Annotated in this window: 21 protein-coding genes and 1 tRNA gene; 13 read left to right on the top strand and 9 right to left on the bottom strand. The window is 66.1% G+C overall.

Annotated features, from left to right (window positions below):
* Positions 1–44: 44 nt before the first annotated feature.
* Positions 45–254, bottom strand: a complete 210-nt coding sequence (locus tag ITJ56_RS12315) for a cold-shock protein (protein ID WP_017887662.1) — start codon at positions 252–254, stop codon at positions 45–47.
* Between the two features lie 279 nt (positions 255–533).
* Between ITJ56_RS12315 and ITJ56_RS12310 the strand changes: the two genes are divergently transcribed.
* A complete protein-coding gene (locus ITJ56_RS12310) occupies positions 534–917 on the top strand; it encodes an SseB family protein (protein ID WP_194630907.1) in 384 nt (127 codons plus the stop codon).
* A 4-nt stretch (positions 918–921) separates the two neighbouring features.
* On the opposite strand, the gene radA is transcribed toward ITJ56_RS12310, so the two are convergent.
* Positions 922–2,283, bottom strand: a complete 1,362-nt coding sequence (gene radA, locus ITJ56_RS12305; protein WP_194630906.1) for a DNA repair protein RadA — start codon at positions 2,281–2,283, stop codon at positions 922–924.
* Positions 2,284–2,293: 10 nt separating this feature from the next.
* Positions 2,294–3,283, bottom strand: coding sequence for an SGNH/GDSL hydrolase family protein (locus ITJ56_RS12300; protein ID WP_228517748.1), 990 nt, complete (start codon positions 3,281–3,283; stop codon positions 2,294–2,296).
* A gap of 143 nt (positions 3,284–3,426) precedes the next feature.
* Between ITJ56_RS12300 and ITJ56_RS12295 the strand changes: the two genes are divergently transcribed.
* Positions 3,427–3,516, top strand: a tRNA-Ser gene (locus ITJ56_RS12295).
* Positions 3,517–3,806: 290 nt separating this feature from the next.
* Here the strand turns inward: ITJ56_RS12295 and ITJ56_RS12290 are convergent.
* Positions 3,807–5,744 (bottom strand): hypothetical protein, encoded by a 1,938-nt coding sequence (locus tag ITJ56_RS12290; RefSeq protein WP_228517747.1) that lies wholly within the window; start codon positions 5,742–5,744, stop codon positions 3,807–3,809.
* A gap of 8 nt (positions 5,745–5,752) precedes the next feature.
* Positions 5,753–7,180: a site-specific integrase gene (locus tag ITJ56_RS12285; RefSeq protein WP_194630904.1), complete on the bottom strand. Its 1,428-nt coding sequence runs from the start codon at positions 7,178–7,180 to the stop codon at positions 5,753–5,755.
* A gap of 628 nt (positions 7,181–7,808) precedes the next feature.
* On the opposite strand from ITJ56_RS12285, the gene ITJ56_RS12280 reads away from it, so the two are divergent.
* The 6 genes from ITJ56_RS12280 (at position 7,809) to ITJ56_RS12255 (ending at position 15,156) form a co-directional block, all read left to right on the top strand.
* Entirely contained in the window at positions 7,809–8,492 is a 684-nt protein-coding gene (locus tag ITJ56_RS12280) for a hypothetical protein (RefSeq protein ID WP_194630903.1), read from the top strand.
* Positions 8,493–8,575: 83 nt separating this feature from the next.
* Complete coding sequence (gene wecB / locus ITJ56_RS12275) at positions 8,576–9,742, top strand: non-hydrolyzing UDP-N-acetylglucosamine 2-epimerase (RefSeq protein WP_194630902.1); 1,167 nt, start codon at positions 8,576–8,578, stop codon at positions 9,740–9,742.
* Complete coding sequence (locus ITJ56_RS12270; protein ID WP_194630901.1) at positions 9,739–10,959, top strand: MFS transporter; 1,221 nt, start codon at positions 9,739–9,741, stop codon at positions 10,957–10,959. Before wecB ends, ITJ56_RS12270 begins: the two co-directional genes overlap by 4 nt.
* 16 nt (positions 10,960–10,975) lie before the next feature.
* Positions 10,976–12,241, top strand: coding sequence for an FG-GAP repeat domain-containing protein (locus tag ITJ56_RS12265; RefSeq protein WP_194630900.1), 1,266 nt, complete (start codon positions 10,976–10,978; stop codon positions 12,239–12,241).
* Positions 12,242–12,244: 3 nt separating this feature from the next.
* Entirely contained in the window at positions 12,245–13,984 is a 1,740-nt protein-coding gene (locus ITJ56_RS12260; RefSeq protein ID WP_194630899.1) for an FAD-dependent oxidoreductase, read from the top strand.
* Positions 13,981–15,156 (top strand): acyltransferase family protein, encoded by a 1,176-nt coding sequence (locus ITJ56_RS12255; RefSeq protein WP_194630898.1) that lies wholly within the window; start codon positions 13,981–13,983, stop codon positions 15,154–15,156. Before ITJ56_RS12260 ends, ITJ56_RS12255 begins: the two co-directional genes overlap by 4 nt.
* A gap of 53 nt (positions 15,157–15,209) precedes the next feature.
* Here ITJ56_RS12255 and ITJ56_RS12250 read toward each other — a convergent pair whose 3' ends face one another.
* Entirely contained in the window at positions 15,210–16,094 is an 885-nt protein-coding gene (locus ITJ56_RS12250; RefSeq protein WP_194630897.1) for a helix-turn-helix transcriptional regulator, read from the bottom strand.
* Positions 16,095–16,315: 221 nt separating this feature from the next.
* Between ITJ56_RS12250 and ITJ56_RS12245 the strand changes: the two genes are divergently transcribed.
* The 3 genes from ITJ56_RS12245 (at position 16,316) to ITJ56_RS12235 (ending at position 18,778) form a co-directional block, all read left to right on the top strand.
* A complete protein-coding gene (locus ITJ56_RS12245) occupies positions 16,316–17,701 on the top strand; it encodes an MFS transporter (protein ID WP_194630896.1) in 1,386 nt (461 codons plus the stop codon).
* 108 nt (positions 17,702–17,809) lie between these two features.
* A complete protein-coding gene (locus ITJ56_RS12240) occupies positions 17,810–17,956 on the top strand; it encodes a hypothetical protein (RefSeq protein WP_194630895.1) in 147 nt (48 codons plus the stop codon).
* 3 nt (positions 17,957–17,959) lie between these two features.
* Complete coding sequence (locus tag ITJ56_RS12235) at positions 17,960–18,778, top strand: hypothetical protein (RefSeq protein WP_194630894.1); 819 nt, start codon at positions 17,960–17,962, stop codon at positions 18,776–18,778.
* Positions 18,779–18,962: 184 nt separating this feature from the next.
* Here ITJ56_RS12235 and ITJ56_RS12230 read toward each other — a convergent pair whose 3' ends face one another.
* Both ITJ56_RS12230 and ITJ56_RS12225 read right to left on the bottom strand, forming a co-directional pair.
* Positions 18,963–19,619 carry a hypothetical protein gene (locus ITJ56_RS12230; RefSeq protein WP_194630893.1) on the bottom strand — a complete coding sequence of 219 codons (657 nt, stop codon included), beginning with the start codon at positions 19,617–19,619 and terminating at the stop codon, positions 18,963–18,965.
* Between the two features lie 199 nt (positions 19,620–19,818).
* Complete coding sequence (locus ITJ56_RS12225; protein ID WP_194630892.1) at positions 19,819–20,040, bottom strand: hypothetical protein; 222 nt, start codon at positions 20,038–20,040, stop codon at positions 19,819–19,821.
* Between ITJ56_RS12225 and ITJ56_RS19125 the strand changes: the two genes are divergently transcribed.
* Positions 19,990–20,163 (top strand): helix-turn-helix domain-containing protein, encoded by a 174-nt coding sequence (locus ITJ56_RS19125; protein WP_375342381.1) that lies wholly within the window; start codon positions 19,990–19,992, stop codon positions 20,161–20,163. The two genes, ITJ56_RS12225 and ITJ56_RS19125, sit on opposite strands and share 51 nt — an antisense overlap.
* Positions 20,164–20,816: 653 nt before the next feature.
* Here ITJ56_RS19125 and ITJ56_RS12220 read toward each other — a convergent pair.
* Positions 20,817–22,301, bottom strand: a complete 1,485-nt coding sequence (locus tag ITJ56_RS12220) for an LCP family protein (RefSeq protein ID WP_194630891.1) — start codon at positions 22,299–22,301, stop codon at positions 20,817–20,819.
* Here ITJ56_RS12220 and ITJ56_RS12215 point away from each other — a divergent pair.
* Entirely contained in the window at positions 22,300–22,503 is a 204-nt protein-coding gene (locus ITJ56_RS12215) for a hypothetical protein (RefSeq protein WP_194630890.1), read from the top strand. The two genes, ITJ56_RS12220 and ITJ56_RS12215, sit on opposite strands and share 2 nt — an antisense overlap.
* Positions 22,504–22,584 lie beyond the last annotated feature (81 nt).

The raw sequence follows: 22,584 nt of genomic DNA, 5'->3' as shown, positions 1-22,584 counted from the left end.
GCCCCGTCGTCCGAAGACGACGGGGCCTGTTCAAGCTGATGTGATCAGCCGAGGACGGTGATGTTCTCCGCCTGCGGGCCCTTGCGGCCCTCGGTGATGTCGAACTCCACCTTCTGGTTCTCCTCGAGCGACTTGTAGCCGTTGCCAGCAATCGCAGAGAAGTGCGCGAAGACGTCAGCGCTGCCGTCGTCCGGGGCGATGAAGCCGAAGCCCTTTTCGTTGTTGAACCACTTGACGGTACCGGTAGATGCCATGATGGCGTTTCCTTAGCTTTCTTGCTTCCGCCATGGTGCGATTGCACCGACGGAGACCCCGACGTACGTCGACGGGGGTAATGCGCCACGCGGGCAGGTGCCGGCGGGACGGGTTCGGGGTCAGGCCTTTCGGCCAGTGACCCTGGGGCCCGGTTGAGGGGCAAACCACCTCGCCCGGACGTTGAGCGCCGCCGAAGCGGTCTCATCAGGCTAGCGTGCTCTGGGCCGACTGGCTACCCGTGCGGCACGGATCGACGAAAATCTGGTGGAATTGAGCTGATGGCAGACAAGGAACAGCGATTCCGGAGCGAACAGCTCGAGGAAGCCCTCGCGAAGCAGGACGTCGCTGCGGTGGCGTTCGCGCTCCGCCACGACATCGTGATCGTCCCCCGACTCGTCACCGGGAAGAAGGACATGCAGGTGCGGGTGTTCGGCCGCGAGGGGTCGGACAAGCGCATCCTGCTGCTGTTCTCGTCGGCCGACGCGTACACGGCGATGGTGCCGGACGAGAAGATCCGGCAGGTCATGGTCTACGACGGGCCGCGGCTCGAGGAGTTCCTGGCCGCCCACCTCGACATGCTCGAGGGCGTGTTCTTCGACATCGCCGGGCCGCACACCATGCAAGCCACGCCGGAGGACCTGCTGGCCGCTTTGCGCGCATAGGCGATCAGAAGGCGCGGTCGAGCTCGCGTTCTCGGGCGGACTGCGTCATCGAGAACACCACGCGCAGGGCTTCGCGCAGATGCCCGGAGTCTGACCCGAGCACGGTCGTGAACCCGAGGCGGGTGGCTTCGCTCACGCGCTGCTTCGTGCCCGTGGCAGGTCGGATCTCGCCCGCGAGGCTGATCTCACCCACCGCCGCGAGGGTGTGCGGGTACGGGCGATCACGTGCTGCGCTCGCGAGTGCCAGCGCGATCGCCAGGTCGGCGCCGGGCTCGGTGAGCTTCATCCCGCCCACCGTGGACACGTAGACGTCAGCGTCCGAGAGCTTCAGGCCGGCGCGGCGCTCGAGCACCGCGAGCAGCATCGCCACGCGCGAGGCATCGACACCGTTCACGACCCGTCGGGGCTGCGGCGCCGAACTCGGCACGATGAGGGCCTGTACCTCGACCGGGAGCGCTCGACGCCCCTCGAGCGCCACGGTGACGCAGGTGCCGGACACCGGTGTGGTGTTCTTCGACATGAAGAGGCCGCTCGGGTCCGGGACCTCGTGGATGCCGTCGCCGCCCATGTCGAAGCAGCCGACCTCGTCCGTGGGGCCGAAGCGGTTCTTGAGCGCCCGGACGAAGCGCAGCGCGGTCTGCCGGTCGCCCTCGAAGTGGCAGACGACGTCGACCAGGTGCTCGAGCAGTCGCGGGCCGGCGATCGTGCCGTCCTTCGTGACGTGGCCGACGATGAGGACGGGCAGGGCACGGTCCTTCGCGATGCGGATCAGGGTCGAGGCGACCTCGCGCACCTGGGACGTGCCACCGGCGATGCCGTCGATCGAGCTCGACGAGATCGTCTGCACGGAATCGGCGATGAGCAGGTCGGGCTGGACCTGGTCGATCTGGCCGATGATGACGCCGAGGTCGACCTCGCTCGCCAGGTACAGGTCGTCGTGCATCGCCCCGGTGCGCTCGGCACGGAGCCGGACCTGGTCGACGGACTCTTCGGCGCTGACGTAGAGGACGCGCTTGCCGGCGGCTGCCGCGCGCGAGGCGACCTCGAGCAGCAGGGTCGACTTGCCGACACCGGGCTCGCCGCTCAGCAGGACCGCGGCACCCGGCACCACCCCGCCGCCGAGCACGCGGTCGAACTCGCCGATGCCGGTCTGCCAGCGCTGGACCGACGTGCCGCGGGCCTCGGTGATCGGCCGTGCGGCCCTGGCACCGGTCACGGCCACCGCCGCCGTGCCGCGGGTGCTCGCTGATGCAGCAGAAGAGTCTTCGACCGTGCCCCACGTCTGGCACTCGCCGCAGCGGCCGACCCACTTGATGCTGGTCCAGCCGCACTCGGTGCAACGGTAGAGGGACTGCGGGCGCGCCATGTCGTCGAGGCTAGGCCGTACGGCCGACATCACCGGCGCGGTCGTCCGGCTCGTCCGGCTCGTCGCGCTCGTGGGGGAGCGCGATCGACCCGGTCATCCGGTGGCGCAGCCGCTCGACCGGGCCCGGACCCTGGCGGGACGTGTGCTCGAGTGCCTCGGCGCCGTCGGTGTCCTGCTCGGAGCGGGCGGTCGCCACGGCGCCGGCCTCGCGCCCGAGCGTCTCCGCCTCTTGCGCGGAGAGGTAGTGCCGGATCGCCGCCACCGTGTCGACGCGGGCGTCGACCGCGGGCTCGAAGGCGCTCGCCCAGATCTCGTAGCCGCGGTCGTTCGGGTGGAACAGGTCACCGTAGCTGTTGAAGAACGTCCGGCGGATCCCGACCCGCTTCGTGATCGTGTGCAGCGGCGCGACGGTCAACCCGAACTCGTCGGCCACGCGGTGCACGATCTCGTTCGCCACCGCCACCTTGCGCTCTCGGTCCGGCACGAACATGCACGGCAGCTCGGCCACCACGGCGTGCGATGGCACAGCGCCGTAGATCGCGCGGACGTTGCGCTCGAACTTGTCCGGGTCGAAGTCAGCGATGTCGTTCGCGCCGATCGACACGGTGCAGACGTCGGGCGAGTAGTGCCGGAGCTTCGGCAGCTGGTCACGCTTCGCGCCCCACGTCGTCGAACCGGAGACGCTCAGGTTCACCACCCGGACCGACGTGCGCGAACGGTGCCGGATGCGACGGGCGAGCAGGCCCACGTACCCACGACCGGGTGCGGTGGCGCCGACGCCCTGCGCCGCCGAGTCCCCGATGGCCACGTAGAGCAGCTGGCCCTCGTGCTGCTGGCGCTCCCGCCACCAGTCGGCATGGGTCGGCAGCATGTCGACGACCCGTTGCGCCGCCGCCCGCTGGCCCTTCACACCGGCGCGGGCACCGACGGCTGCGGCACCGACGACGCCGAGGCTGCCCAGGACCGAGGTGAGGAGTGCGATGAGCGTGCGGGATCTCATGGCGTGGACGGTACGCCCGTCGATCTTGCCGGAGACGAGGCGGACCTGTGGGTGTGGGAAGAGCCCCGGAGGTGACCGCCTGTGGACGGCGAGCCGACCCGGGGTGTCATCACGGGCCTCCCGGATCGTGTAAACTCTTTCCCGGTACCGTGTCCGAGCGGCCGAAGGATCATGTCTCGAAAACATGTGTGGGGGCAACTCCACCGTGGGTTCAAATCCCACCGGTACCGCCACAGGGTTGATTGCAAGTCTGGTCTCCAGCGTTTGCAGGTCTGACCCAATAGAAGAGCCCCCGGCTTCGGCCGGGGGCTCTTCTGGTTCTCTGGCGCTGTTCCGCGCCGCGTTTGGGCGCTCGCCGCAGGATCTTGGCGCGCGCAGGCTCAACTCGACGCCTCTGCGGCCCGTTTTCGGGCGCGCCAAAGCACCCCGGACGCTCAGCCGCTGGTTGAAGGCGCGACGGAGCGTCGGGGTGTGCGGGTGGTGTTATGTGGTTCTGCCGGCGGTGCCGGTGCGGGTCAGCCCGCTACGCGGGCACTGGTGGTAACTCCAGCGGCTCCCATGGGACGAGTTTGCGTGGCGGTGGGTTCCGCATGTACCGGGTTTCCCCGTTGCGGTCGCGGGCGCGGTCGAGGTATTCGCCTGCCTGCTTCCGCGGCTTCGGTGCACGGCCGGCGGCCACACGTCGTTCCATCACGAGGGTTTCGTGTTCGAACTTGATGATGCGCCGCATGTTCGATGCGACTGCGAAGAGCGCGAGCGCGAACTGCTGCGCGGCGAGACCGTGCATGGGGCGACGGAGGGTGTCTTCGAGGTTGTGGTCCTTCTGCAGTAGGTCGTTGGTCGATTCGCTGCTGTTGCGGTCGGCGCGGTACGTTTCGAACCATTCCTTGCTGCCGTAGCGGAGTTTCTGCCGCTGCTGCACGTGCGTGGTCGGCTTTACCGACACGGACTTCTGGCAGCAGACCTTGTAGTCCTTTTGACGGTCGGTGATGTTCGACAGCTGGATGCTGACACGGTCCCCTTCCTCGATGGGGACGGCGTTCTTCTGCAGCTCTCGGAGCGGGCAGACCGCTGTCGGCGACGGGCCTGACGCGGGGCAGCTGAGGCGGAGGGTGCCGTTGTCCTTCTTCTCGTGAAGATGCAGCTCGTACTTCTCCAGCTTCTTCCGAGCGGCCCAGTACTCCTCGTTCGTGAGCTTGCCCTGTTCCCAGAGCTCAGTTGACTGCAGTAGTTCCATGGGCGTGGACGGGCAGTAGTACCGTCCTTCGACCATGACTGAGTTGCCGATGGCGCCGTTGGTGATGCCCTTCTGCCGGTCGATGTAGTCCTTCACGACGGGGATGCCGCGCGCGACGAGCTGTTCGTGGAACTCGTCCTTGAGTTGCGAGTATCCGCGGTCGAAGCTCAGACGAGTCAGTTCGTACCCGCGGGCCTGCAACGAGTCCAGCAGGGAGATGGCGTGACCGCCGATGCGCTTGTTCGGGGTGCCGAGACTGATGGCGCGGATGAGCTGCGGCGCGTGCTGCCTCTTGTCAGCGGACGGGTTCTCGAGAACATCGATGATGATGTTCGCCATGTAGCCCAGCTCCCACTTGATGCGGGAGATGCGTTCCTCTTGGTCCGCGTTGCGCTTCTTCGCGCCCTTCTTCTTCGTCACCCAGTCCGCTTCGAGCGCCCGGACACGACGTGACTCTGGCTTGTCCGTCGTCGGGTCCAGTTGGTTGGTCATCGGGATTTCTTTGCCCGTGTTCGGGTCCCGCTTCCATCGGGCCATGACCGCGCCGGCCTTGACCGCGCTCTGGTCGATGGTCATCGCGGTCTTCTTCCGCCGGTGTTTGCGAGCCTGCTGCTGCACGGACATCTCGATGAGAGCGTTCATGAACCATTCCGCGCGGGCAGTCATCTCCGCGACGAACGCCGGGTCGACGGCGTCCTCCCAGGCGATGCGTTCTTGGTAGGTCATCGCGCGCCACTGGTTCCGCTCCGCCCCGTCGTTGGTGATGTAGGGGTCCCAGGTGGCGATGACACGGTGGATGGCTCGGTGCGCGATGAAGTACCAGTTCCGGAATGGGTTGTCGTAGAGGTGGTCGATGCCGAGCACTTCGCGGGCTTCTGGGGTGAGCCGGTGCTGCAGCGCACGTCCCATGTCCTGGACACGGACGGACGAGTGTTCCATGACGAGGATGAGCGCGATGGTGAGGATGACCGCGTCGTTGATGGCTGGTGGTGGACCGCCGGCTCGCTTCCCGGTCCGTTCCCGGTTGCGGAGCCGCCATTGCCCAAGCGGCGGGAGGACACGGGACTGAATGACTCGGTTGAGCCATGTCTGTGCGAGGTCAGCGTCGATGGGTGTCATCGGACCCGGACCTGCGGCGATTTCCTGCTCGGTCAAGCTGCCTTCACCGACCGTTCGCAGCAGGTCGAACGTCGTCGCGACGGTGCTGTCCCAGGTGTTGGACATCGCGGTGCTCATCGCTTGCCACCACGTCGGGTGCGGCGAGCATCGGCGACGAGCGCTTCGCGCAGCGCACTGAACTCGGATGCTGCCGAGGTCGGCTCGTCGTCCGTGACTCGTTCGGCGAGCACCTCTGGTAGCGCCGGGAGGTACAGGCTCTTCGGCGGTTCAACAGTGCTCGGGGACTCGTTGCGCGGACGCTGCGGAATCCAGTCGGCTTCAAGACGCTCACGAGGTCGCGGCAGTGTCTCGTCCATGTCGAGGTGACCATCGGCCGCTTCCACTTCGCTGGCGTCGTTCTGCTCTGGCGCCTTCGTGGTCTCGAACGGAGCGGCAGGGGTGCCTGCGGGGAAGGCGGTGCTGTCCGTCTCGATTGCCTGGGCACGCAGTTCGTCGGCCGTCAGCGCCGAGAGTCCGCCGGGGGCCCGCCGCTTGTACGTGCCTCCGGCGGTTCGGTCCCGCGGAACGGGCTGGCGCCCGGGCTTGGCCTCGTGCCCCAACTTCGTGTTGAACGTCTCGGCGTCGTCGCGGAGCTCTGCGTAAGCGGCCATCCAGCTGTCACTGCCGTAGGCGGCGGGGTTGCGAAGTGCGGACTCCCACTCCTCGTAGGGCATTGAGGCGTTCGGGAGGTAGCGGCGGAGCGTGGTCACGTCGGGCATCCCTGCGGCCTGCATCACGATGCTGGCGGGGAGCGCGCGCAGCTGACGAAGCATCCACGTGTCTCGGAACCACTGCGGGTTCGGGGACGGATGCGCACCTCGGTACAAGGTTCGGAGAGAGACTGCGCGACTCTCTGGGGTCCCACGGTGGAAGAGCACGAACTCGTCGTCGCGGAGGTGTCCGATGACTCTCTCGAGGTATCCGGCGAAGTCCGACAAGACGGGCACGACGCGAGGGTTCCTGCCGGCAATGCGGATGGAGTACCCGTTGCTATCGCCGAGGATGTCGGCACCGGTGACGCCGAGTGCTTCCTTCGTCCAGAGGCCTGCGCCGCCCATCAGTGCGAGGACCGTGTAAGCCCGGCGGCGGCGGATGTCGGTCCTCTGGGTAGCGGCCCAGCTCTCCAAATCGGCGAGCTCTCCGGCGGTGTACTCGTGCACGGGGACGGCGAACCGGCCGCGCTTCTTCCGGTTGTGGTCGACGTCAGCGACGGCGCTGGCGATGCGGAAGAGCCGTGAGTGAAGGGACTTGTAGGCGCTTGAGTTTTTGTTGCTGACGCGGCTGCGCAGGTACCGACCCATGAGTGCGGGGTGGAAGATGCCTTCGTAGTCGAGCGGTGCGTACTCTTCACGCGTCGCCCAGAGGACGAAGAGTGTCACCGTTGAGAGCATCTCTCCGGCGACCTTCGCGTTCACCGGCCCGTAGGTGAGGACAGCCTGCCGGCAGAAGTCCTTCACACGGTTCCAGTCGGCGGGCAGGACGTTGACGGGGCGGTACTTCATCAGCGCCTCCCGAATCTCCGGCGAGTCTCGTTCCGTGTTAGGAACAGAGTGTGCTACAGGCCGAGTCGGAGCGGAAGGGGTCTGAGGGGGGTGATCGGTCATGCCGCTGCTATGCGCGGGGCGACGCCTCAGGCGGGATCTGGAGTGTGAGATCGGCTGGCCAGCGAGGGCTCGTTATCGAAGCGGTTCCACGAAAATGGCCGATCAGGGATCACTTGGACCTGGTTGCCACGAGGTAGACGCGTATGCGGGTTTTCCGCCTTCGACAGGCGCACCCCGGGCGTGTCGGGGTGCACGAAGTGAATTTCGACGGCGTCCGCCTGGCACTCGTTCGTCACCTGGCGGAAACGGACTTTTTACGTCTCACTGCGGCCGAGGTTTGATGCACGATGCAACGCGCGCGTCGTAGCGCTTCAATCTGGACTCAGTCAAGCAACCCGCCGTCGGCAGCCTGTCACTGTCAGGGAGTGGATAGCGATCCTGAGCAACTGTTGTTATTGCCTCACTGCGGGACGAGGAAGTGCCACACGGTCAGTCAACCGACTTCCTCATCCCGCAGTTTTCCTGTTCAGAGTGGGGGTTCTACAGGGGTGCCCTCATCTGACGGTCAACGACTCAGGGGGTCGGCATGAGCATCACCACCGCAGAGAAACTGAACTTCGACAGCGAACTCGCATCCGCCGTGATCCTCCGCGACACGGTCGAGTTCCCGATCACCGGACGAACCGTCGTCGTCAACCTCGCTCAAACCGACGCCTTCACCGGCACGGCCCAGCTCGCCCCATTGCCGCCGATGAGTTCGACCATCCTCGTCAACGGGACGGTCACCGGTGAGCTTCTCCTCGCCATCACCATGCAGTCCGAGGGTGATCAGGAACAGCGCGCCCGGGATCTCGGCTGGCAGGACTTCTACGGCGACGGCGGACCGGTCCTGTTGAAGTCCCCGCAAGAGACCATCGGAACCATCGTCATCGACCGGCGCACCGTGCTCCGTCAGCCGGCGCTGCCGTCGGCGCCGGAACCGTTCACCGTGAAGGCGAATCTCTGGTTCAGCCCCGCCGGCACCGACTGCGGCATCCACAACCTGCACCCGTTCATCGAGGTGCACACGCAAGTCAGCGGGCTCGGCCGGATGCAGAAGTTCGACGAGAAGACCTACACGGCGCTGTACGAAGACCAGCAGCTCAGCCCCGGTACTACGAACCCGATCCCGTTCTGCATCGACGTGGACGGCACGTTCACCTACCCGTGGCACCAGTACCGGGCAGACACCGACTGCATCTGGCTCGCACTCGAGTACCACGCGGCCTGAGCTCCAGCACTCCCACCATCACCGACGCCAACCGGTCCGTCACCGGTTCCTTCGGCGTCCCCGAAACAGGCAGGAGCACCACCATGAAGACCATCGGAATCGTTTTCGGCACCCGACCCGAAGCCGTCAAGTACGCACCGCTCATCCACGCTCTCCGCGACGACGAGCGTTTTCGGACCGTGCTCATCTCCACCGGGCAGCACCGGGAGATGCTCACGAGCACCCTTGAAGAGTTCGGCATCGTCCCCGACGTCGACCTCGCCATCATGAAAGACGGGCAGACCCTCTCCGAGGTCACCCACCGCATCCTCGAGGGACTTTGCGCGGGCGAGCACCTTGCCGGCCTCGACGCAGTCCTCGTGCACGGCGACACCGCCACGACCCTTGCCGGCGCCCTCGCCGGACTGCACGCACAAGTACCCGTCATCCACGTCGAGGCGGGTCTACGGTCCGGCAACAACGCATCCCCGTTCCCTGAGGAAGCCAACCGGAAGCTGGTCGGCCAGATCGCGGCCCTCCACCTCGCGCCGACGCCGGGCAATCACGCGAACCTCATCCGTGAAGGCGTCAAGGAAAGCGCGATCACGGTCACCGGCAACACGATCGTCGATGCGCTCGCGTGGGGCATGCAGAACCTGCGCTCCTACGGCGACCCGCGGCTGGAGGACCTCGACACGGATCCGCGCCGAGTCATCCTCGCGACGACTCACCGACGAGAGAGCCACGGTCAGCCGATGCAGGAGATCGCCGAGGCCCTCGCAGACATCGCCACCCGCGACGACGTCCGAATCGTCGTGCCGCTGCACCTGAACCCGAAGGTCCGGTCCGTGATGCTCCCAGTGCTGTCCGGCATCGACAACGTCGACCTCGTCGACCCGCTGCCGTACCTGTCCTTCTGCCGGCTCCTCCGCCGCAGCGACATCATCCTCTCCGACAGCTCCGGCGCCGAGGAAGAGGGCCCCGCCCTCGGCAAGCCCACCCTCGTCCTCCGCGAGATCACGGAACGGAGCGAGTCGATCCTCACCGGGTCTTCACGTCTCGTCAGCCGACACCGCGGACAGATCGTCGCCGAAGTGCAGCGCCTCCTGAATGACCCCGACGCCTACACGGAGATGTCGACCGCCATCAACCCCTACGGCGACGGACGCGCCACCGACCGCACGGTCGCCGCAATCGCGAACTTCTTCGGCATGGGCCCGGCGGTCATGCCGTTCGTTCCCGGCGCTGACGTCGTGCCGTCGCTGGCATGAGCGAAGCGCGGACGAGGCCGCCTGCCGGGCTGATCGCCCTCGCCCTCGGCGGCTTCGGCATCGGACTCACCGAATTCGTCATCCTCGGGTTGCTCCCCGAGGTCGCGGACGACTTCTCCGTCACCATCCCGCAGGCCGGGTACCTCGTATCCGGCTACGCGATCAGTGTCGCGTTCGGTGGGGTCTTCGTCACCGCCGCGACCGCGTCCATGCGGCCGAAGACAGTGCTTTGCGGCTTGATGGTGCTCTTCATCGTCGGCAACCTCCTCTCTGCTGTCGCCAGCGGATACGGAGCGATGCTCCTCGGTCGGATCGTCGCGGCGCTCTGCCACGGCGCCTTCTTCGGCATCGGTTCGGTCCTCGCCGCATCGCTCGTGCCGGCGAACCGGAAAGCACAAGCGATATCGGTCATGTTCCTCGGTCTGACGGTCGCGAACGTGCTCGGCGTCCCGCTCGGTACTTTCCTCGGGCAGGCCTACGGATGGCGGTCGACATTCTGGACCATCACCGGGATCGGAGTGGTCGCACTTGTCGGGCTCCTGGCCTTCATCCCGACACAGCCGGCGGAGCATCGGCCGACCGGGCAGCTCCGCCGGGAGCTCGCCGCGTTCCGCAACGGGCAAGTGTGGTTGTCGATCCTCGTCACGGTCTTCGGCTTCGGCGCGATGTTCGGCACGTTCACCTACATCGCGCCGATCCTCACCGACCTCGCCGGCTTCCCGGAGACGGCAATCCCGTGGATGCTCGTCTTGTTCGGCAGCGGACTCTTCGTCGGCAACCTGCTCGGCGGTCGCGCCGCTGACCGGCAGCTCGACCGCACACTCCTCGTGCTGCTCAGTACGCTCACCGTCGTCCTCATCGGCTTCGCAGCCGTCGTCGGAAACGCCTGGGGTGCAGGCACAGCACTGTTCCTCCTCGGCGCCGTGGGCTTCGCTTCCGTTCCCGGCATGCAGATGCGCGTCCTCGAGTTTGCGGCCGCAGCACCCACGCTCGCATCCGGCGTCAACATCTCCGCATTCAACGCGGGAAACGCCATCGGAGCATGGCTCGGCGGTCTCACCATCACCGCCGGGCTCGGCTACCGATCACCGATCATCGTCGGCGCTTCCCTCGCCATGACTGCCCTCATCCTCATGGCGGCCGCCGCCTCCGCACATCGCCGTCGGATAACCGCGTCAGCGTCCGCGGAACCCCTCACCGCCACCATCCCCTCCTGACCAGGAAGGCACGCCAATGACCATCAACACCATCCGCGAAACGGCAGCACGCACGCTGCCGATCACCGCACCGACCTTCGACTCCGAGACCGTCACGGACTTCCTCCGCGACGGCTACTGGCTGGAAGCAGCCGACGTCGACGGTGACGGAAACCTCGACCTCATCGGCTACGGCCTGACCGTGGGCGAGATCTACTGGTACAAGTCGCCGACATGGGAGAAGCACCTCATCGTCGACAAAATCAAGGAGCCCGTCGGAGCCGGGACCGGTGACATCACCGGCAACGGTCTGCCCGACCTGGTCGTCTGCTACCAGCTCTACGGCCCCGGCGGAACCATCCACCACGCCGACGGCGAGGGCGGCAAGATCGACTGGCTCGAAAACCCCGGCGACCCAGCCGTCAGCACCGAGAATTGGAAACGCCACTACGTGGGCCGAGCCACCGGCATGCACCGCCTCCGCGTCGGTCACTTCTCCCGCGCTGACCGCATGCAGATCATCGGGTTCCCCATCGTCGCCGTCGAGGACGTCCACGCCGTCCTCCCCGTCACGCTCTTCACCCAACCCGACGACGCCACGCAAGAGTGGGACGCAGAAGTCATCAGCCGCACCGACTTCCGGATGATCCACGGCGTCGCTAACAAACCCGGACTGATCCCCGGCTCCGCGCTGGACTCGATCCTCATGGCATCAGACGAAGGCGTGACCTGGCTCTACTACGACGAGCCGTCCGGGCACTTCGCCTGGGAACACATCGGAGACGGCGAGGCGAGCCAGTTCGAACAGACCACCTTCAAGGGTTCCGGCGACGTCGACGGTGGCCGAATCGGTGACGACCCGCTGGCATACGTCGCCGCGATCGAACCGTTCCACGGCAACACGGTCGCCGTTTACACCCGGACCACCGGCGACGCCGAAGCGTCGACATGGCAGCGGCACCTCCTCGACATCTACGGCGACCCGAACGAGAACGGTGAAGGACCCGGCCACACCGTCATGTGCCGAGACTTCGACGGAGACGGCGACGACGAGTTCCTCATCGGCCTCCGCGGACCCGAACCCTGGCAAGGCGCCTACTACTACAAGGCCGTCGACCTCGAGAAGGGGTTGTTCGTGAAGTGGAAGGTCTCCAACGAATCGGTCGCCCGAATCGTCGCCGGCGACTTCGGCAACCGCGGCGTCGACGACTTCGCCACCATCTCGTACTCAGTGCCGCACTACTTCGTCGCACCGAAGGCCGAGATCACCCTCCACCGCAACCTCACCCCTCAGGAAGGCTGAGCGATGCCGACGACCACCAACACCGACAAGGCGCCCCCGAAGAGCAACGTCGGCCGCCGAACGTTCCTGTTCGGCTCCGCTGGAACCGCCGCGGCCGGCGCTATGGTCGCGCTCGAGAACGCGAACCCGCTCACCGCATTCGCCTCGGATGCCGCCACCGCAGCGCGGAACGCTCTCGCCCCGACCGGCACCGTCATCACCCCGGGCGACTCCCGCTACCTCGACATGATGACCGGCAACAACGTCCGCTTCGTCGCGAAGCCCGACTACGTGCGTCTGATCGGATCGCCGAAGGACGCAGAAGCCGCCGTCCGGACAGCGGTCGCCGCGGGCAAGAAGGTCTCCGTGCGCAGCGGCGGTCACTGCTTCGCCGACTTCGTCTGCAACCCCGAGGTCGAGGTCATCCTCGACCTCTCCACGATGACCGATGTGTACTACGACCAGAAGATGCGCGCCTTCGCCGTCGAGCCCGGCGCACGGCTGCTGAACGTGTACGAGAAGCTCTTCAAGGGATGGGGCGTCACCATCCCCGGCGGCATCTGCTACAGCGTCGGTGCCGGCGGTCACATCGCAGGCGGCGGGTACGGTCTCCTCACCCGAGCGCACGGCCTCGTCGTCGATCACCTGTACGCCGTCGAGGTCGTCACCGTCGACGAGCACAAGAAGGTCTCGACGCACATCGCCACACGCGAGTCCAAGGGCGCCCTCCGCGACCTGTGGTGGGCACACACCGGCGGTGGTGGTGGAAACTTCGGCATCGTCACCAAGTACTGGTTCCGCTCGCCCGGCGCGATCGGGACGAACCCAGCGGACCTGCTCGTGAAAGCACCTTCCCGGGTACTCGTCAGCGCCCTGTCGTTCCCATGGGAACAGGTCGACGAAACCGCGTTCCGGAAGCTCATGACGAACTGGAACACCTGGCACGAACGCTACAGCGGCCCCGGCACGCCCGAGTCGAACCTGTCGAGCCTGTTCAACCTCAACCACCGTGCGCACGGAAGCCTCGGCATGTTCACCCAGATCGACGCGGATGCGCCGGATGCCGCCGGTGTGCTGCACCGATTCATCGCTGCCATCACCGACGGCGTCGATGTCAGCTCGGAGCCGATGACCGCTCCCAGCGGTGAGCTCCCTGCACTCCCGGACTTCTACGAAACGCAGCAGATCTCGTGGATGCAGGCGACACGAACAGTTGGCACCAACAACCCCACCATCACCAACCCCACCAGTCGCGGCGCCCACAAGAGCGCGTACTTCAAGAAGGGCTTCACGAGTCAGCAGCTGCGTGTGATGTGGAAGCAGATGACGCGGACCGACTTCACCAACCCGGACACGATGATGGTCGTCTTCTCCTTCGGCGGCCAGGTGAACGCCGTCGCCGAGGACGCCACAGCCAATGCGCAGCGCGACACGATCTTCAAGATCTGCCTGCAGACCTTCTGGCAGGACGAAAAGGATGACGCGTTCTACCTCGGCTGGGAACGCGAGACCTTCGAGGGGCTGTTCCCGAACACCGGCGGCGTCCCGGTCCCGGGCGACCAGATGGACGGCTGCTACATCAACTATCCGGACGTCGACATGGCGGACCCGAAACGGAACCGCTCCGGCGTCCCGTGGTCGACCCTCTACTACAAGGGCAACTATCCCCGCCTGCAGCGCGCGAAGCAGGAATGGGATCCGACGAACTACTTCACCCACAGCCTCGGCGTCCAGCTGCCCGCCCGAAAGGACGGGAACCGATGACCATTGAGGCGCCCACCATCAAACGGCAGCCGAAGCTGCCGTCGCTGACCGGCCTGCGGTTCTTCGCCGCGCTCCTGGTCTTCGGGTTCCATATGACCCTCTCGGCATCGCCGATTCCGCCGAACGATCCGATCAACCTCTTCGCGGACAAACAGGTCGCGGACGCCGCGGAGAGGATCTTCATCACCACCGGTTACATCGGGGTGTCGTTCTTCTTCGTCCTCAGCGGGTTCCTTCTCGCCTGGGCGGCGAAGCCAGGAGAGAAGATGACGTCGTTCTGGCGTCGGCGGATCATGAAGATCTTCCCGAACCACCTCGTCATGTGGCTCCTCGCCATGGTGCTGTTCGCCGCCACGATCACCCCCGTACACGCCGTGGTGCTGAACTTCTTCCTGCTGAACTCGTACTCGCCGGATGGTGCTGTGAACGTCGCCGTGAACCCACCGTCGTGGACGCTGTGCAGCGAGCTGCTGTTCTACATGCTCTTCCCGCTGATCATCCTCGGCCTCCGGAAGATACCGGGGAACCGGCTCTGGTTCTGGGCGGCGATGATGGTGGCCGGCATGATTCTCGTGCAGGTCATCAACCTCACCGTCGTACCAGACAGCCCGAAGTCGGCGCTGACCCCGGTGTCATCGTTCCAGTTCTGGTTCGGCTACATCTTCCCGCCGTCCCGCCTCTTCGAATTCATCCTCGGGTCCATACTCGCCCGCATCGTCATGGAGCACCGGTGGCCCGCGATCCGCATGTGGCATGCCCTGCTTGCCTGCGCCGCCGGGTACGGCGTCGCGAACGTGGTGCCGTTCGTGTGGACGTTCAACGTCGCCACGATCGTTCCTATCGCGATGCTCATCGCGACGGCGGCAGCGGGCGACGCAGCCGGGAGGCCGACGTTCCTGCAGTCCCGGCCCATGCAGTGGCTCGGTGATACATCGTTCGGGTTCTACCTCTGCCAAGGCGTCGTCATCTTCTGGGTCCGTCAGATGATGCACAACGCAACGTTCTCAACCCCGGTCGCCGTGCTGGTCATCGCGGGCTTCTTCGGGTTGACACTCGTCGGCGGATGGGCGCTCTACGCGCTCGTCGAGAAGCCGATGATGGACCGATTCGCCAGGCCACGCCGCAAGGTGCTGCCGACTGCGGAGGCGGTCGTCGTCGCTCCGACTGTCTGAGCGCGAAGAGAAGGCCCGACCCCACTCGGGGTCGGGCCTTCTCCCGTGATGATTCAGCGGGCCGTGGCCGTCGGGCTCGTGACGCGGTCCTCCACACCACGGCCGAGGAGCTCGAGCGCTCCGGCTGCGGAGGATCCGGAATCCGGGGTGTACATGAGCACCCGGTGGCCGGAATCGTCCGGCGGGGTGAGCACCTCGAAGTTCAAGTCGAAGTCACCGACCTCAGGGTGCCGGAACGACTTCGCGCCGGACACACAGTTCTCCACCGGGTGCTTCGCCCACAGCTTCCCGAACTCCGGACTCTTCACCGTCAGCTCCCCGACGAGCGCAGTCAGCTCGCCGTCCTCGGGGCTCTTCCCGCCGAGCACACGGAGCGACGACACAGCACGGACCGCCTCCTCCTGCCGGCGGGTGTACAGCTCGCGGGTGTGCGCATCGAGGAACAGCATGCGGGTCATGTTCGGCCGGTCGCTGATCCGTTCTGGGCTCTCGAAGTCGAGGTGCCCCGCAACGAGTCGATGACCGAGCGCGTTCCATCCGAGCACCTCACTGCGCTTGCCGATGATGACAGCCGGCGTTGCAGCGAGCGACGTGATCAAGCGGATCGTGCCCGCGCGTGCGTGGTCCGGTTTCGACGCCGACTTCCGTTTCGGCGCCGAGTGCTCGGGACGGGCGAGGTTGAACAGGTGCGCACGTTCGTCACCGTTGAGGTTCAACGCACGCGCGATAGAAGCGATCACCGCCTCCGACGCATTCGTGCTCAATCCCTGCTCAAGCCTCGAGTAGTAAGTCGGGCTGACGCCGGCGAGCATGGCGAGCTCTTCGCGGCGGAGCCCCGGGACGCGGCGCACGCCGTAGCCCTGCAACCCGACATCCTCGGGCTGCAGGGCGGCGCGACGGACGCGAAGGAAGTTCCCCAGTTCGTTCGGACCGTTCATCTCCTCATTGTGAGGCCCCTAGACCGATCTGTCCTGTCCCTGGCAGTGACAGGCACGCCGGGGTGTGGCTGTTCGATCGCCGCATCGCGAGAGTTGCAGCACGCCACCGTCAACGCGGATCCGATCCGCTCGCACACGATCGAAGGGCCACCGTGACCACGGAACATGCATCAGACCTCGCGACCACCGTTGCGACACCCACGTCCACCCCGGATCGTGCGATGACCGGCAGGCAGCGCGTCGCGCTCATCGTTCTCCTCACCGCCAGCTTCACGCTCGCCGTCGACTTCTCCATCCTGAACGTCGCGCTGCCGACCATCGGCGCGGACGTCGGCTTCGCTCTCGAAAACCTGCAATGGATCGCGACCGCGTTCGCGCTCTGCGCCGCAGGCTTCACCCTTCTGATGGGGCGAGTGGCGGACATCGCCGGACGCCGACGTATGTTCCTCATCGGCATGGTGCTCCTCGGCGCCGGCTCGCTCGCCGGTGGCCTGGCCACCACCCCCGAGCTTCTCCTGGTCGCACGCGTCGCACAGGGATTCGCCACCGCGATCGTTGTCCCGGCTGCGCTCGCCCTGCTGCTCAGCGCCTTCCCCGAAGGCCCCGCACGTGACAAAGCACTCGGGTTGAACGGATCGCTGATGGCCGCCGGGTTCACCACCGGCGCGATCCTCGGCGGACTCCTCACCGACCTGCTGTCGTGGCGGTGGGCATTCCTGATCAACGTGCCCGTCGCCATCGGCGTCCTGATCCTCGCGCCCATGGTCCTGAAGAACAGCCGCGCCGCCGAGCGCACGCGCCTGGATGTGCCCGGCGCCATCACCGTGACCTTCGGACTGCTCGCACTCGTCTTCGGGCTCACCACCGCCGCAGAGACATCGTGGACCGATCCGGTCGTGCTGCTCTCGTTCGCTGCCGCCGTCGTCCTGCTCGTCGCGTTCGCGTTCATCGAACGGCGAGCCGCGTTCCCACTGGTCCCACTCAGCATCCTCCGGCGCTCGAGCGTGTCGTGGGGCAACCTCGCCGGCATGCTCGCCTTCGTGACGGAGACGTCATTGGTGTTCTTGTTGACGCTGTACCTGCAGAAGGTCCTCGGGTACACGCCCCTCGCCGCAGGGCTCTCGTTCGCGGTACTCGGAATCGGCACCGTCGTCGGCGGCCTCGTCGGTCCCCGGATCATCGGCCGATTCGGGAACAAGGCAGCCATCGTCGGCGGATTCATCGGGCAGGGCGCGGCGACACTGCCTCTGGTCCTCATCAGCGATGCCGCGTCATCGATCTGGTTGGTGCTCGTCGCGACGTTCATCGGGGGAGTAGCGAACCTTGTCGTGATCGTCGGGTTCATGGTGACCGCAACCTCCGGTCTCCCGGAGGGTGAGCAGGGCATGGCGACAGGTTTGACGACCATGAGCCAGCAGGTCGGCATCACGATGGGGACCCCGATCATGAGCGCCGTGTTCACTGCGGTGGCGCTGGCGAGTGCGGCACCGCAAGCCCAAGGAGTCCTCGCCGGGGTCACGACCGCCATCTGGGTCAACGGCGGCATCTGCATCGCCGCAGCGGTCGCAATCGCGCTCTTCCTTCGAGGACGCGCCAAGACCGCCTGACGGGTTCAGGCAGGCGGACAGTGCTTGAGCGCTCGCCCCCCTCGCGCTCGGGCACGCGTCCTTCCACCGATCAACGGTCCAACTGAATCTCAAGCAAGAAAGCAATTCGTGGCAGTTCTCATCTTTACCTTCGTCGGTGAGCACCTCTGGGACATCGTGCAAGCGGTCGCCATCACAGTCGCGACCGCCGTCCTCACACCGGCGATTCAGAACGCTCGAGCTCGCCGCATCGGCCGGCGCGGACAGCGACGCTGATCCGTGCAGCTCCTCGTCACAAGTGTTCCCGGCGGCATCATCGCGCTAACCGCGTTCATCGTCGGTCTCGCAACGGGGACCGCATTCGGGCCGCTCGGCACCAGACGCGACACCCCCACGGCGATCTCGATGGGCGCAGCGTTTCAGGACGCGAACACGCTCACCGATTGGCGGGTCTGGTCGTGGCTCCGCCGAGCATTCGCCAGCGGATCCGCTCGGAACCAAACGGAGGGGAATCCACCCGCCAACCTCTTCATCGTCGGCGTTGTCGTCGTCGTCCTCGTGCAGTTGTACGCACGGCATCGCGACACCGTCGCCGTCGTCGTCGTCCTGGCCACACTGGGAATGCTCGCGACTGTCACGCTGTCCTTCGCCGCACTCTGGTGGAAAGAGGTCGTCGAGGGTCGAGCGACTGCATGGAGGTTCCTCGTCTCCGTCGCCTTGGTCGCAGTCGGTCTGTACGACGGCGTCTCGCTGGTACACCCGGCATTCGATGGCAACGCGGTCACCGACCTTCTCGCGCACGGCGTGTTCGCGTCGGGCGGCGCCTCGTTTGGGACGGTCCTCTATCAGGCTGCAGGCGCTTGCATGGCGCTCGCGATCGCAGTGGTGTCCGTCTTCTATTGCATGGCGAGCATCACCGCCGTCTACATAACAGCGGGGGCCTTCGGGCGTCCGCTCTGGCGTCTGCTGTACTGGGCGAGCCGATGGACGGTGCCCGGATGGGTTGGATGGGTTGCCCTCTTCATCGGCGCTCTATCTGTCGTCATGACAAACGGGCTACTCGCGCATCTCCTCGCCACGTTGCAGTCCGACGCCTGATTCGCCGCATCTGCTCCATTCGAACAGATTGGAGCCCCATGGGCGTCATCATTTTCACCGTCGGCGCAACCCTCCTCGGAGTCGCGCTCGCGAGCGATGTCGGTCGCTGGGAGAGCAGCATCCGTCGACGAACGGAAGCCAGAACAGGGCCGAACGAATCGGAGCGTGAACCCGTCAGGGGCCTCTAGCGTGCTGACCCGTCGTCTGCGAAGGGCAGCACCCGGTCGAGTGCTTCAGCTGATTGCAGCCCGGCGATCCGCAGCAGCGCCTTCAAGGGTGTCGCCCGGTTGAGGTGTCCGACGAGCCACGTCGCTCGCATCCGGCGGGTCTGCAGCGGCACTTCGGGCCCGGTGCGTGAGACGAAGTCGGTGATGAGGTTGATGTTGCTGCCACGCTGGTCGGTCCGGAACGCCCATCCTTCGCGGTCCATGAACTGAAGCCGTGCACGCAGGCCCTCGTCCCACTCCTGAAGCACCGGCACGTCGCGTTCGTTCTCGCCTGCAACCTGAACGATCAGCGTGGCGCCTGATTCGGAGATGTCCTCGAGTCGCTGGCGGATGATCTCCGCCCCGGTGAGGCCGGCGCCGAAGCCAAGCGCCAACAGCGCCGCGGCCGAGGTACGCCGCTCTTCTGACGTCTGCGTCCGCGACCAGCTCTCAAGTGATGCCTGTTCGGCGACGCTGTACGGCGTGACGGCATCCGCTTTCCCGAGCGTTTTGAACTTCCCGACGGCGTCGTCGCCGAGGAGCGCTTCGGAGACGCGTCGGAGCCGGGCACGGATCGTGTTCCGGCTGGCGCGGTTGTAGGCGGCGAGATGGTGCGTGATGAACCGGTTCACCATGTACGGGTCGAAGACGGATGCGTCGTCGAGGGGTGCGTATTCGGTCCGCGTGAAGTGGGCGAGCCGGGTGACGGCTGGATATAGCTCTCGGGCGCTATACGTGACGAGCGGCTCTGCGCGGGCGACGACGCCACGGACGTACGGTGCGATGACGTTCCAGTCCTTCGCGGGTAGTTGTGGTCGATACGGCCGGGGTGCTTCAGCCATGCCACTTCTCCCGCCCGTGCCCGTTGCCCTCTACGCTGAACGCATGGGTCGACCGATGCGTGCGCTGCCGGTGGACCTCGCTGATGCTCCGTGGCCGAGCGTTCGGTCCCGTGACCCGTTTGGTGAAGTCGCCCGCCAGTTCGTCGTCAATCTCCGTGACGCGATGGCGGGACGCAGTCTCCGCGCGGTCGCCGCTGACGCGGGCATCGGCCATGTCACTCTCCAGCGGGTCCTGGCGGGTCAGGCGTGGCCGGACCTGCAGACGATTGCCCGGCTTGAGGCGGGACTGGACGCGGAGCTGTGGCCACGGCGTGGGGCCTCCGAAACTCGCGGTTGAATTCCTCGGTTCGGGCGAAGAACTCCGCCCAGTCTGCGGGTCTCTTTCGTGCAGGTGCTGGCGGGTACCAGGAGCCTTCCGTTACTGCCGCGAGGAGTTGCATCGATGTCCACCTGTCCGGGTCGTCCTCACCACGGTCGGGCGGTGCGGGATGGGTTTCGATGCCGCACTGTTCGTCGAATGCGTTCCGATCCGCGACGTAGCTCAGCACGAGGCGACGGAGGGTTCGCTCCTGCACTTCGTCCATGCCGCTGGAGGTGACCACGACTTCTCGCGTGATGAGGTCGAGTCGGGCACCCGCTTCCGCGCCCTCGGAGGACGCGAAGATGCTCAGGCTCGAGCCTCGTTCGAAAGCTTCAACGTGGACGCCGTCTGGGGGCAGCAGAGACGTCGGCCAGCCCAGACGTGGCACGTCGACATCAGCAACCAGACTAAGGAAGTCCGCCAACGCGTCCGGAGTGGTCATAAGTAGGAACGTAGACCGCGAGGGTGGTCCCTGTCCAGCCTCCAACGGCTGACGGCACTTCGCATGCCTCGACAGCGAGGCAGCCACGCTTCGGCTGTCGGACACGTCCCTCGCCCTGCAAGACCGTCTCAGTGGTGTTGCAATGACCAGCTGAACCCAAGGATGGTCTATTGAATCGCTGGGCCTCTCACCTCTTGGCGGCGCATGTCTCGGTGTCGGCACTTTGTCCGGACACTGATGCGGGCAAGGGTGCGGCCGACGTCGCAGCGGGTGCCGGGGTCCCGGTGGATGCGGGTTGCGCAGGTTCGCTCGGTTGCGCTGCGGAACGTGTCGTCGTTGGTGCTGTGGGCGTCGGCGCGCTGGGGTCGCGGACCGCGGAGCGGCCGAGGCTGTCGGCTGCGAGGACGACGGGCTTGTTTGTTTGGAGCGCGGTGTTGAGCAGCCCGGCGGGGTAGTCCGCAACGATGACACGGTTGGTGTCGTCGGGGTCGTCGGTCACGGGGTACTGAACGAAGACCATGTTCGATAGCCCAACGGTGTTCACCGCGAGCGCGAGACGCGCGAGGGTCGGGGCGTCGGTGAGGGTGTCGGAGAGCGTCATGTGTTTGAACGCCGTGTTCGCTAGCCGCAGCACCTTGGCAGGGTTCGTGAGAGTGCCTGCGGAGACGGTCTGCCGTGCGAGGGCGGACATGAAGGTCTGTTGGTTGCTGATCCGGCCCAGGTCGCTGGAGTCCCCGACACCGTGCCGGGAGCGCAAGAACGCTGCTGCTTGGGCCCCGGAGAGCTCGCGGTTCCCGGCAGCGAGGTCGAGCGCGGGAGTGACGTTGTTGTCCTTGATCGGGGTGGCGAGGCAGACCTTTACGCCGCCGACGGCGTCGGCCATCGCGACGACACCGTCGAAGGTGATCATCCCGGCGTAGCCGATCTGCAGTCCGGTGAGCGAGCCGATCGTGTTTGCCACGCACGCCAGGCCGTGCTTTTCGCCGCCGCGGGAGAGCGCCGTGTTGAGCATCGCTGCCGGCGAGGCGGGGGTGACAGACCCCGTGTCGTTCGTGCATGCCGGGATGGGGAGGATGAGATCGCGGGGGAAGCTGACCACAGCCATGTTGCTGTGGTCCTGGGAGATGTGGACGAGGATCGTGGTGTCGTTGTTCCCGACACCGGAACTCGCTGCCCGGTTGGCTTCGTCATCGAATCCGGTTCCTTGGCCGTCCCGGGTGTCGGTGGCGACCAGGAGCATGTTTACTTCGCCGGACTGCGCGGTCAGCGTCGGCGCCTTCTTGCTGGTCGTGCCCGGCATCGCCAGCGACACCGATGGCCGCGCCCCTTGGAGCACCTGCCAGGTAGCGATCGCAGTCACGGACCCGGCACCGATCAACGCCACCGCTGCCACTGCCGCGGTCGTGCGCACGACGAACCCCGCCACTCCACGAGTGCGGATCCGCCCATGGCGAGCGATACCTGCCAGATCACTGCTTTGCTGCCGAACACGTGCCACGTTTCCCCCACTACGACGCTCGAGATTTGCGTGTCGCGTCGTCGTATCCGACGGTCTGCACGCCGACGCTACGTTACCGACGAATCGTCGCGTGTTGGCGCGTGGGCCAAAGCCAAATGCTGTCCGCTGATTGATCGGCCACCGAGACGGTCTCAAGCGGTAGGTTCGCGACATGGACGTAGTGAGCGCGAAGGTGCTGGGCTCCGTCGCCCTCGTCTTCGGCGTCGTCTTCGTCTCGACGTCGATCCTGCGTCTCACGCGCGCCGACGTGGACCTGCTGCTGGTGCTGCTCAACATGGCATTGGGCGTCCTGTGGATCGGTGCCGGGGTGTGGTTGTGGCGCTTTGGCCTCCGCAAGTCGAAAGGTGACCGGTAAGCGATCCTTGGGTTCAGCTGGTCGTTGCAACACCATCGTGAATCGGAGTGTTGCAGATGGGGTCGAGGCTGGAACACCGTG

Origin of the sequence: Curtobacterium sp. VKM Ac-1376, assembly GCF_015351025.1 — a bacterium.
Classification (GTDB): domain Bacteria; phylum Actinomycetota; class Actinomycetes; order Actinomycetales; family Microbacteriaceae; genus Curtobacterium.
Note: the sequence above shows the minus strand (reverse complement) of the source record. Positions and strands in the feature narration are given on the sequence as shown.

Bases quoted from the DNA above. Each gene is read 5' to 3' on its own strand.
- ITJ56_RS12260 (WP_194630899.1), top strand. From the start codon at position 12,245: ATGCCGACGACCACCAACACCGACAAGGCGCCCCCGAAGAGCAACGTC.
- ITJ56_RS12310 (WP_194630907.1), top strand. From the start codon at position 534: ATGGCAGACAAGGAACAGCGATTCCGGAGCGAACAGCTCGAGGAAGCC.
- ITJ56_RS12315 (WP_017887662.1), bottom strand. From the start codon at position 254: ATGGCATCTACCGGTACCGTCAAGTGGTTCAACAACGAAAAGGGCTTC.
- ITJ56_RS12280 (WP_194630903.1), top strand. From the start codon at position 7,809: ATGAGCATCACCACCGCAGAGAAACTGAACTTCGACAGCGAACTCGCA.
- ITJ56_RS12285 (WP_194630904.1), bottom strand. From the start codon at position 7,180: ATGAAGTACCGCCCCGTCAACGTCCTGCCCGCCGACTGGAACCGTGTG.
- ITJ56_RS12230 (WP_194630893.1), bottom strand. From the start codon at position 19,619: ATGGTGAACCGGTTCATCACGCACCATCTCGCCGCCTACAACCGCGCC.
- ITJ56_RS12220 (WP_194630891.1), bottom strand. From the start codon at position 22,301: ATGTCGCGAACCTACCGCTTGAGACCGTCTCGGTGGCCGATCAATCAG.
- ITJ56_RS12255 (WP_194630898.1), top strand. From the start codon at position 13,981: ATGACCATTGAGGCGCCCACCATCAAACGGCAGCCGAAGCTGCCGTCG.
- ITJ56_RS12265 (WP_194630900.1), top strand. From the start codon at position 10,976: ATGACCATCAACACCATCCGCGAAACGGCAGCACGCACGCTGCCGATC.
- ITJ56_RS12300 (WP_228517748.1), bottom strand. From the start codon at position 3,283: ATGAGATCCCGCACGCTCATCGCACTCCTCACCTCGGTCCTGGGCAGC.
- radA (WP_194630906.1), bottom strand. From the start codon at position 2,283: ATGGCGCGCCCGCAGTCCCTCTACCGTTGCACCGAGTGCGGCTGGACC.
- ITJ56_RS12250 (WP_194630897.1), bottom strand. From the start codon at position 16,094: ATGAACGGTCCGAACGAACTGGGGAACTTCCTTCGCGTCCGTCGCGCC.
- ITJ56_RS12290 (WP_228517747.1), bottom strand. From the start codon at position 5,744: ATGTCCAACACCTGGGACAGCACCGTCGCGACGACGTTCGACCTGCTG.
- wecB (WP_194630902.1), top strand. From the start codon at position 8,576: ATGAAGACCATCGGAATCGTTTTCGGCACCCGACCCGAAGCCGTCAAG.
- ITJ56_RS12270 (WP_194630901.1), top strand. From the start codon at position 9,739: ATGAGCGAAGCGCGGACGAGGCCGCCTGCCGGGCTGATCGCCCTCGCC.
- ITJ56_RS12215 (WP_194630890.1), top strand. From the start codon at position 22,300: ATGGACGTAGTGAGCGCGAAGGTGCTGGGCTCCGTCGCCCTCGTCTTC.
- ITJ56_RS19125 (WP_375342381.1), top strand. From the start codon at position 19,990: ATGGCGGGACGCAGTCTCCGCGCGGTCGCCGCTGACGCGGGCATCGGC.
- ITJ56_RS12225 (WP_194630892.1), bottom strand. From the start codon at position 20,040: ATGGCCGATGCCCGCGTCAGCGGCGACCGCGCGGAGACTGCGTCCCGC.
- ITJ56_RS12245 (WP_194630896.1), top strand. From the start codon at position 16,316: ATGACCGGCAGGCAGCGCGTCGCGCTCATCGTTCTCCTCACCGCCAGC.